At 70.6% G+C, this 8062-nt stretch carries 8 protein-coding genes and 1 pseudogene; 2 read left to right on the plus strand and 7 right to left on the minus strand.

Translation table 11 applies throughout. The features are described 5' to 3' along the window. The 5 genes and pseudogenes from K2X24_RS12385 to murB all read right to left on the minus strand — a co-directional run. Positions 1-568: pseudogene (locus K2X24_RS12385) on the minus strand (cell division protein FtsZ); the annotation flags it as partial. 119 nt (positions 569-687) lie between these two features. Next, positions 688-2010 carry a cell division protein FtsA gene (gene ftsA, locus K2X24_RS12390; protein ID WP_238281009.1) on the minus strand — a complete coding sequence of 441 codons (1323 nt, stop codon included), beginning with the start codon at positions 2008-2010 and terminating at the stop codon, positions 688-690. 66 nt (positions 2011-2076) lie between these two features. Then, on the minus strand, positions 2077-2997 hold the full coding sequence (locus K2X24_RS12395; RefSeq protein ID WP_292498431.1) for a cell division protein FtsQ/DivIB: 921 nt from the start codon (positions 2995-2997) through the stop codon (positions 2077-2079). A gap of 68 nt (positions 2998-3065) precedes the next feature. Further along, positions 3066-3989 (minus strand): D-alanine--D-alanine ligase, encoded by a 924-nt coding sequence (locus K2X24_RS12400; RefSeq protein WP_292498434.1) that lies wholly within the window; start codon positions 3987-3989, stop codon positions 3066-3068. Between the two features lie 299 nt (positions 3990-4288). After that, a complete protein-coding gene (gene murB, locus K2X24_RS12405; RefSeq protein ID WP_292498436.1) occupies positions 4289-5227 on the minus strand; it encodes a UDP-N-acetylmuramate dehydrogenase in 939 nt (312 codons plus the stop codon). Positions 5228-5289: 62 nt separating this feature from the next. On the opposite strand from murB, the gene K2X24_RS12410 reads away from it, so the two are divergent. Together K2X24_RS12410 and K2X24_RS12415 are read left to right on the plus strand one after the other, a co-directional pair. Next, positions 5290-5544, plus strand: a complete 255-nt coding sequence (locus tag K2X24_RS12410; RefSeq protein WP_292498439.1) for a type II toxin-antitoxin system RelE/ParE family toxin — start codon at positions 5290-5292, stop codon at positions 5542-5544. Between the two features lie 10 nt (positions 5545-5554). Further along, a complete protein-coding gene (locus K2X24_RS12415; protein ID WP_292498441.1) occupies positions 5555-5944 on the plus strand; it encodes a helix-turn-helix transcriptional regulator in 390 nt (129 codons plus the stop codon). Between the two features lie 7 nt (positions 5945-5951). Here the strand turns inward: K2X24_RS12415 and murC are convergent, their stop codons facing one another. Together murC and K2X24_RS12425 are read right to left on the minus strand one after the other, a co-directional pair. After that, positions 5952-7367 carry a UDP-N-acetylmuramate--L-alanine ligase gene (murC, locus tag K2X24_RS12420; protein ID WP_292498444.1) on the minus strand — a complete coding sequence of 472 codons (1416 nt, stop codon included), beginning with the start codon at positions 7365-7367 and terminating at the stop codon, positions 5952-5954. Positions 7368-7429: 62 nt separating this feature from the next. Beyond that, positions 7430-8062, minus strand: a 633-nt coding sequence (locus K2X24_RS12425) for a glycosyltransferase (protein WP_292498446.1), incomplete at its 5' end; no start/stop codon positions are given.

An 8062-nucleotide genomic window follows, 5' to 3' on the forward strand; every position in this document is an offset into this window, starting at 1 on the left:
CGGCCATCGCGAAGGCGTCGGCGAAGGTGGTCTTCTCGTTGGCGACCCGGAACAGGTTCTGGTTCGGGATCACGATGAGGGTGTCGACGGCGGCCTGGAGTTCCTGGATGCCGGCCTCGGCCGTGCGCATCCGGCGCATGCCCTCGAACTGGAACGGCTTCGTCACGACGCCGACGGTGAGGATGCCCATGTCACGCGCCGCGCGGGCGATGACCGGGGCCGCGCCCGTGCCGGTGCCGCCGCCCATGCCGGCGGTGATGAAGCACATGTGGGCGCCCGAGAGCTGGTCGCGGATCTCGTCGATGACCTCGTCGGCCGCGGCCGAGCCGACCTCGGGGTGCGAGCCGGCGCCGAGCCCCTGCGTCACGCTCAGACCCATCTGGATCACGCGCTCGGCCTTGGACGAGGTGAGCGCCTGGGCATCGGTGTTGGCGACCACGAACTCGCAGCCCAGAAGGCCCGACTCGATCATGTTGTTCACGGCGTTGCCGCCGGCTCCGCCGACACCGAAGACGGTGATGCGGGGCTTCAGTTCCCGGATATCCGGCGCCTGCAGACTGATGGCCATGGTGTCGAGCCTCTCGTGCCTTTCACGTTTCATTTGACGCCTCGGGTTGAGGGAGGCGCCGATTCTCGTCTGGCCGTCCACGCCCACCCCGCGGGGTTTCGGGCGTGCCGGCGGTCGTCTCAGAAGCTCTCGCGGATCCAGCGTCCGACGCGCGAGAGGTAGCCGTCCGTCCCCGTGCCGGCGAAGGCGCCGTGCCCCCGCGGCTCGAAATGCTCCGCATGCGCCACCTGCGGGTAGACCAGCAGGCCCACCGCCGCCGAGAAGGCGGGCCCCTTGGCCGCCTCGGGCAGGCCCCGGATGCCGAGGGGCCGGCCGATGCGGACCTGCCCCTCCATGACCCGGCGAGCCACCTCGGGCAGGCCGACGAGCTGGCTGGCGCCGCCGGTGAGCACCACGCGGCGCCCGGCCTGGGCGGAGAAGCCGGCGGCGCGCAGGCGGTCGCGCACCAGTTCCACCACCTCCTCGACGCGCGGGCGGATGATCCGCACGAGCTGCGAGCGCGGCACGTGGGTCGGCGCGTCGCCCTCGTCCTCGCCGACCCCGTGGACCGCGATCATGTCGCGCTCGTCGGAGGCCGTGGCGATGGCCGAGCCGTAGAGGGTCTTGAGGCGCTCGGCCGCCGCGACCCGGGTGGAGAGGCCGCGGGCGATGTCCATGGTGACGTGGTGGCCGCCCACCGCCACCGCGTCGACGTGGACGAGGTGGCCGCCGGAGAACACGCCGACGCTGGTGGTGCCGCCGCCCATGTCGACCACGGCGACGCCCATCTCGGCCTCGTCGTCGACCAGAGCCGAGAGACCGGCGGCGTAGGGGGTGGCGATCACCGCCTCGACGCCGAGATGACAGTGCTCGACGGCGAGCATGAGGTTGCGGGCGGCGGCCGCCTCGCCGGTGACCACGTGGAGGTCGACGCCGAGCGCATCCCCCATCATGCCCGACGGGTCGATGACCGCGCCCTGGCCGTCGATGGCGTAGCCGGTCGGCAGGGCGTGGAGCACGGCGCGGCCGGGGCTGACGCCGTGGGCCGAGGCGGTCTCCAGCACGCGCTCCACATCCGTGCCCGTGACGGTGCCGGTGCGGGTGTTCACGCGGGCCTCGAAATGCTGCGAGCCGATGCGGCCGCCGGACATGTTGACGATGACCGACTGCACCTCGACCCGGGCCATGCGCTCGGCGGCGTGGACCGCCTGGCGAATGGCGGCCTCGGCCGATTCGAGATCGACGATGACGCCGCCCTTGAGCCCCTGCGAGCGCTGGTGGCCGATGCCGATGATGCGGGCGAAGTGGGTGCGCCCGCGCAGGGTGGTGAGCGCCTCGGCCGGCTGCAGCTCCGCGATGAGGCAGACGACCTTGCTCGTCCCGATGTCGAGCACCGAGAGGGTGGTGCTGCGCCGGGCGGAGAGAGGCTTCAGGCGTGGGGTGAGGCCGTGCTGATCGTGCATCGGGCTACCGGGTGACGGAGGTGAGGCGGGACAGGTGAGCGCGCTGCGCCGGACGGATCGTGCGGCTCATGTGCTGGTTCCCTTGGCCTTCGGCTTCTTCTGGGCTTCCGCGCGGGCCGCGGCCGCCTCTTCGGTGAGGCGGACGACCACCCGGTCCGGCATGCGAAGGTCCACCGCGATGATGTCCTTCTCGAGGATGCGGTTGTCGCGCTCGAGCTTGACGAGGCGCGCCAGGGCCTCCGTCGCACCGGTTTCGGGCAGGCGGATGTCGACGCCGTCGAGCTTCAGGGTCCAGCGCCGGCCGGAGACGTAGGTGCCGGCCTTGACGCGCTCGGCGAGCGTGCCCGCCGCCTCGATCAGGGCGAGGTAGTCCTTGAGCTTGAGGTTGGCGTCGTCGCCGACCACGAGGGGCAAGGCGGCGTAGCGGTCGTCGCGCATCTGGTCGATCACCGTGCCGTCGGCGGCGATCACGGCGATCTCGCCGTTGCGCTGCCAGAGGGCGGCGGGCTCGCGCTCCACCTGGGTGATGACGATCTCGTTCGGGTAGACCTTGCGCACGGAGGCGCTGGCGATCAGCGGCACCGCCAGCAGGCGCTCGCGCGCCTCCGCCACGTCGAGGAACACCACCGAGGAGTGACCGTCGATGCCGGCGGCCTGGAGCACTTCGCGCTCGTAGAGCCGGGCGATGCCCGAGATGGTGACGCGCTCGACGCCGAAACCGGCCAGCCGCGCCATGATGTCGAGGGGGCGGCCGTGCTCGGCCACGAAGCGGTCGTAGCTGCCGCTGCCGACGAAGGCGGCGAGGGCCAGGGCCGCGAAGGACACCGAGACCGCGGCCGTGCCGAGGTGGCGCGGAACCCGCCGCTCGATCGGAACGGCGAGGCGCGAGCGGCGGCCCGGCGGCGTGAAGCGGCGTAGGCGGGCGGCGAGCGCCGCGCGGACGGAGGCGACCGTGCCGGCGGCTGGGCCCAGGAGACCTTGGCCCACGAGACCTTGGCCCACGAGACCCTGGCCCAGGAGACCCTGACCTTGGCCGCCGTGCGGACCTTCGGCCCCTACCGGCCCAACGTTGCGTCCTCCACCATCCATTGGACGAGCTCACCGAAACTAAAGCCAGCGTGGGCTGCGATCTCCGGCACCAAGCTCGTCTTCGTCATGCCGGGTTGCGTGTTGACCTCCAGGACGACGAGGGCACCGGTTCCCCCCGGTGTGTCGTCGTAGCGAAGGTCCGCACGGCTGATGCCCCGGCACCCGAGTGCTTGATGCGCCGTTAACGACAACTCTTGGACACGCTGGTAAAGATTTGGTTTAATTTCTGCCGGGAGGACGTGGATCGAGCCCCCCTCGGCGTACTTCGCGTCGAAGTCGTACCACTCCCCGGAGGCCGGCTTGATCTCGATCACGCCGAGGGCCCGGTCGCCCATCACGGCGCAGGTCAGCTCGCGCCCGGCAATGTAGGTTTCCGCAAGGATTTCATCGCCATAGCCCCAATCCTCCCGGCCCACTTCCTGGGGCGGGTGGGAGCGTCCGTCGCGCACGATGATGACCCCCATGGAGGAGCCCTCGGCCACCGGCTTCAGCACGTAGGGCGGCGTCAGCACGTGTGACTTCGCGGCCTCATGACGGTTAACGACGCGGCCCTCCGGAACGCTGACGCCGGCCGCCCGCATGACCACTTTGGCACGCTCCTTGTGCATCGCCAGCGCCGAGGCGAGCACGCCCGAATGGGTGTAGGGGATGCGCAGGATCTCCAGCAGGCCCTGGATCGTGCCGTCCTCGCCCGCCGGTCCGTGCAGGGCGTTGAAGGCCACGTCCGGACGCAGAGTCGTCAGCACTGTTGCAATGTCCGGCTGGACGTCGACCCGGGTGACGCGGAAGCCCTGCCCTTCCAGGGCCTCGGCGCAGGCATGGCCGGAATTCAGCGAGACCGGCCGCTCGGAGGACCACCCGCCCATGAGGACGGCGACGTGCTTGGGCATGGGGTACTCCGTGGGGTGAAGCGTCGGTCGCTGGTAGAAGCAGTCAGTGTCGTCACGGAACGCGGCAGATCCGGTCCGGCCGCGATGCGGCGTGGAGCGCCTCAGAGGTCGGCATAAGCCTCGTCACCGGCCTGCCCGCCCCATTCGGTGAAAGCCGCGAAGGGGTCATCGCCCTCGGGCCACAACGCTTCGGGCTCAACCACATCCATGATCATGCGCGTCTCGCCTCCGTCAAAAGCGGCCGGGCCGATGACCGCCTGCCGCGCACCGCCCTGGACCCGCCGATTGCCTTGGATGTCCTATCCGTTCGCGGCATCCGCAGCGAGACCGATGCGCTTGATCTCCCAGTGCAGTTCGACCCCCGAGGTCTCGCGCACGCGCCGGCGCACCTCCTCGCCAAGCCCCTCGATGTCGGCGGCGCTCGCGTTGTCGCGGTTGATCAGGAAGTTGCAGTGCATCGGCGAGACCTGCGCGCCGCCGACCGTCAGGCCCCGGCAGCCGGCGGCGTCGACGAGTTGCCAGGCCTTGGCCCCGGGCGGGTTCTTGAAGGTGGAGCCGCCGGTGCGCTCGCGGATCGGCTGGGCCGCCTCGCGGGCCGCCGTCACCCGCTCCATCTCGGCCTCGATGGCCGCGCGCTCGCCGGGCCGGCCGCGGAACACGGCGCTCGTGAAGATCACGTCGTCGGGGGCGGAGCTATGACGATAGGCAAAGCCCATCTCCACATGGCCGAAGCGACGCGCCTCGCCCCGGCGGTCGACGCCATGCGCTTCCACCAGCACGTCGGTGGTCTCCCCGCCATGGGCGCCGGCATTCATGCGCAGCGCGCCGCCGACCGAGCCGGGAATGCCGCGGAAGAACGCGAGTCCGTCGAGCCCGGCCTCGGCCGCCACCTTGGCGAGGCGCATGTCCGGCACCGCCGTGCCGACCCGCAGGGTCTCGCCGTCGATCGCCACCGTGCCGAAGGCCTTGCCGCCGAGGCGCACCACCACGCCCGGCACGCCGCCGTCGCGCACGATGAGGTTGGAGCCGAGGCCGATCACCGTCACGGGAACCTCCGGGTCGAGGGCCGCGAGCAGGAGGCCGAGATCCTCCGCATCGGCCGGGGTGAACAGCGCCTGTGCCGGGCCGCCGACCCGGAACCAGGTCAGGTCCGAGAGCGGCTGGTTGGCGATGAGCCGCCCGCGCAGGGCCGGCGCCCGGGCGCGGATGTCGGGGGTGATGTCCGGGAAGGCGGTCATGGGGACTGGTGCTTTTCGAGTAAAGCAACGAAAAGTTGCATGATCGGGTACGGAGACGCGCGATGGGACGGACGGTCGTCTACACACGCCCGGCAGCGCGTGCCCTCACCCGGATGCCGCCCAGAACGGAAGCGCTCATCCGCGAGAAACCGCGCCTCCTCGCCGAGAGGCCGGAAGCGCTCGTCAGCAACGTCAGGGCGCTGAAGGGCACCGGGGGCTACCGACTTCGGATCGGCGACTGGTGCGTGATCTTCACGATCGAGCCGGATGAGATCATGGTGCATGACATCGGCCCGCGTGGCTCGATCTGCGGTTAGAAAGATCGGTATGACCATCGTGCGCACCAAGACGCCCTCCGGCGACGCCATCGTGATCCTGCCAGAAGCGGATTTCGAGCGGCTCGTCGCCCTCGCGGAGGACGCGACGGACGCGCGGACGCTGCAGGCCTCCCGCAATCGGCTGGCGAGCGGAGCGGACGAGGCGTTGAGCGAAGCCGATCTCGATGCCTTGCGCCGGGCTCCGACCGCGCTCGCCTTCTGGCGAGCGCGACGGGGGGTGACCCTGACTGCCCTGGCAAGTCTCGGCGGGATCAGCGAACCTGTCCTATCGGCGATGGAACGGGGCGAACGCACGGCCGACATCATCGTCTATCGCGCCCTCGCGGGCGCACTGGGCGTCGACCCGGAGGACCTGATCCCGGACGGTGCCGGCACGTAGGCGGGGCTCACGCCTTCACGCCGTCCAAGGCCGCCAGTTCGCCCGGCAGGGCGTAGGCCCATTGCGTGATGTTGCCGGCGCCGAGGCACACCACGTAGTCGCCGGGCTTGGCGCGGCCCGCGACGATCCCCGCGAGGTCCTCCGAGCGCTGAAGCGCGATGGCGTCGCGGTGGCCGCGCGACTTCAAGCCGGAGACGAGGCCGTCGCGGTCCATGCCCTCGATCGGCGCCTCGCCCGCCGCGTAGACGGGGGCGACGATGACCGTGTCGGCATCGTTGAAGCACGTGCAGAAATCATCGAACAGCGAGGCGAGACGCGTGTAGCGGTGCGGCTGCACGATGGCGACGACGTTGCCCTCGGTGGAGGCGCGGGCAGCCTTGAGCACCGCCTTGATCTCCACCGGATGATGCCCGTAATCGTCGAAGATCAGCGCGCCGTTCCACTCGCCCGTCTTGGTGAAGCGGCGCTTGACGCCGCCGAAGCCGGCGAGCGCCTTGCGGATCGCCTCCGGCTCGACGCCGAGTTCGTGGGCGACGGCCAGCGCCGCGGTGGCGTTCAGCGCGTTGTGCTTGCCCGGCATCGGCAGGACGAGGTCCTCCATCTCCATGCGGAAGCCCGGGCGCCGGTCGCGGATCATCACGCGGAAGCGGCTCATGCCCCCGCGCAGGTCCACGTCGATGAGGCGGACATCGGCCTGCGGGTTCTCGCCGTAGGTGATGATGCGGCGGTCCTCGATGTGGCCGACGAGGTCCTGCACGATCGGGTGGTCGATGCACATCACGGCGAAGCCGTAGAACGGGATGTTGTCGATGAAGCGCCGGAAGGCGTCCTTGACCGCGTCGAACGAACCGAAATGATCGAGGTGCTCGGGGTCGATGTTGGTGACGATGGCAACGTCCGCCGGCAGCTTGAGGAAGGTGCCGTCCGATTCGTCGGCCTCCACCACCATCCACTCGCCCTCGCCCATGCGGGCGTTGGTGCCGTAGGCGTTGATGATGCCGCCGTTGATGACGGTGGGGTCGAGGTTGCCGGCGTCCAGCAGGGTGGCGACGAGGGAGGTCGTCGTGGTCTTGCCGTGCGTGCCCGCGATGGCGACGCAGGACTTGAAGCGCATCAGCTCGGCCAGCATCTCGGCCCGGCGCACCACCGGCAGGCGGCGCTCGCGGGCGGCGACGAGTTCGGGATTGTCGCGGCGGATCGCGGTGGAGACCACCACCAGGGCCGCCTCCTCGACGTTGCCGGCCTCGTGGCCGATGAAGGTGCGCATGCCCTTCTCGGCGAGCCGCCGCACGTTGGCGTTGTCGTTGGCGTCCGACCCCTGCACCGTGTAGCCGAGGTTGTGCATCACCTCGGCGATGCCGGACATGCCGATGCCGCCGATACCGATGAAGTGGATGGGGCCGAGCTTATCGGGCAGCTTCATGGAACAGGACCAGTCTCAGGGGCGTCGGGAACCGGGCGGCCCGGCTCGCGAGGGATACGGGTTCAGGTGCGCGCCGCCGTCGCAACGACGATGTCGGCGAGCCGCTCGGCGGCATCGTGAATTCCCGCGCTTTTGGCGGCTGAGGCCGCCGCGGTCAATTTTTCGGGATTGGTGAAGAGGTCGACGAGCTCCGCGGTGAGGCGATCCGGGGTGAACGCGGCCTGCGGGATCGCCTGCGCGGCACCGATGGCGCTGAGCGTCGCGGCGTTGGCGGCCTGGTCCTGATCGAGGGCGCCCGGGAGCGGCACCAGGATGGCGGGCCGGCCGATGGCGGCGAGTTCCGAGACCGTCGAAGCGCCGGAACGCCCGATGACGAGGTGGGCCGCCGCCATGCGGACGGGCAGATCCTTGAAGAAGGGTGCGGCCTCGAATCCGGCGAGTCCCAGGCCGAGGTAGAGGTTCTGGACCTGGGTGAGATCCTCGGCCCGCACCTGCTGCACGAGGCGCAGGCGCGCGCGCAGATCCGCCGGCAGGTTGGCGATGGCCGCGGGCACGACCTCGCCCATCACACGGGCGCCCTGGCTGCCGCCGAAGACGAGGAGGTGCAGGGGGTCGGCTGGACCGAGCGCCGGATAGGCGGTTCTCGCGGCATCGAGCACGGCAGGCCGCAACGGGTTGCCGGTGTGGGTGCGTGG

It is taken from the genome of Methylobacterium sp., from assembly GCF_019750675.1.
Taxonomy (GTDB): domain Bacteria; phylum Pseudomonadota; class Alphaproteobacteria; order Rhizobiales; family Beijerinckiaceae; genus Methylobacterium.

Coding starts and splice junctions, on each gene's coding strand:
- K2X24_RS12410 (WP_292498439.1), top strand. CDS start 5,290: ATGGGACGGACGGTCGTCTACACACGCCCGGCAGCGCGTGCCCTCACC.
- K2X24_RS12400 (WP_292498434.1), bottom strand. CDS start 3,989: ATGCCCAAGCACGTCGCCGTCCTCATGGGCGGGTGGTCCTCCGAGCGG.
- murC (WP_292498444.1), bottom strand. CDS start 7,367: ATGAAGCTGCCCGATAAGCTCGGCCCCATCCACTTCATCGGTATCGGC.
- K2X24_RS12415 (WP_292498441.1), top strand. CDS start 5,555: ATGACCATCGTGCGCACCAAGACGCCCTCCGGCGACGCCATCGTGATC.
- murB (WP_292498436.1), bottom strand. CDS start 5,227: ATGACCGCCTTCCCGGACATCACCCCCGACATCCGCGCCCGGGCGCCG.
- ftsA (WP_238281009.1), bottom strand. CDS start 2,010: ATGCACGATCAGCACGGCCTCACCCCACGCCTGAAGCCTCTCTCCGCC.